Source organism: Collinsella aerofaciens (assembly GCF_039752985.1).
Taxonomy (GTDB): Bacteria; Actinomycetota; Coriobacteriia; order Coriobacteriales; family Coriobacteriaceae; genus Collinsella; species Collinsella aerofaciens_BT.
In genome coordinates, this window is the sequence record NZ_JBDMHA010000137.1 from 1 (window position 1) to 1,104 (window position 1,104).

A 1,104-nucleotide genomic window follows, 5' to 3' on the forward strand; every position below is an offset into this window, starting at 1 on the left:
GACTTGAGCGCAGCCGCGAGGCCCTCAACGAGGTCTTCTACTTTGGCGGCGAGGTCGACGAAGATTTTTGGGAGGACCTAGAGGACACGCTCGTCATGGGTGACATGGGTGCCGAGGTCGCCATCCAGGTTTCTGATGACCTGCGCGATGCCGCGGCCAAGAAGAACCTCAAGACCGCCCCACAGCTCCGTCGTGCCCTGGCTGAGCAGCTCGAGCAGCACTTTGTGCCCATTGAGCGCGATCCGTTCGCCGATACGCCGAGCTGCGTGCTGTTTGTGGGCATCAACGGCGCCGGCAAGACCACGACGGTCGGCAAGATCGCGAGCGCCATGGCAGCTCGCGGCAAGAACGTCGTAATCGGTTCGGCCGATACCTTCCGCGCCGCCGCCATCGAACAGCTCGATGTATGGGGCCAGCGCGCCGGCGTTCCCGTCATCAAGCGCGACCGCGGCTCCGATCCGGCGAGCGTGTGCTACGACGTGCTCGACGAGGCCGACAAGCGCGGCAGCGACCTGGTGCTTATCGATACCGCCGGTCGTCTGCACACGAGTCCCGAGCTCATGCGCGAGCTTGCCAAGGTGGTCAACGTGACCCGTAAGCGCGCTGGTCAAATGGCCGCCGGCCCCATGCCCGTCTATGTCGTGCTCGTAATCGATGCCGCGACAGGCCAAAACGGCCTCAACCAGGCGCTTGAGTTTAACGAGGCGCTGGGCCTGGACGGTATTATCATGACAAAGCTCGACGGCACGGCAAAGGGCGGTATCGCCATGGCCGTGGCCGAGAAGCTCAAGCTTCCCATCCTGCGCATCGGCGTGGGCGAGCAGGTCGATGACCTGCAGGAGTTCAATGCCAAAGATTTCTGCCGCGCCCTGGTGGGCGAGTCCAACTAAGGAGTGACTAGTGTTTGATTCTCTGAGCGATCGCCTCAACGACACATTTGACCGTCTGCGCGGCAAGGGTAAGCTGACCGAGGCCGATATCACCTCGGCCATGCGCGACATCCGCATGGCGCTACTCGAGGCCGACGTCAACTTCAAGGTCGTTAAGGAGTTTGTCGCCAAGACCAAGGAGCGCTGCATGACCGCCGAGGTCATGGAGTCGCTG

2 protein-coding genes are annotated in these 1,104 nt (G+C 62.5%); both read left to right on the plus strand.

Features of this window, described 5'->3' with window-relative positions; translation table 11 throughout:
• The coding region (gene ftsY / locus ABHR76_RS10045; protein WP_346977654.1) for a signal recognition particle-docking protein FtsY at window positions 1-890 on the plus strand (890 nt) is incomplete at its 5' end.
• A gap of 10 nt (window positions 891-900) precedes the next feature.
• Window positions 901-1,104: signal recognition particle receptor subunit alpha (locus ABHR76_RS10050; protein ID WP_346977656.1), on the plus strand; the 204-nt coding region annotated here is incomplete at its 3' end.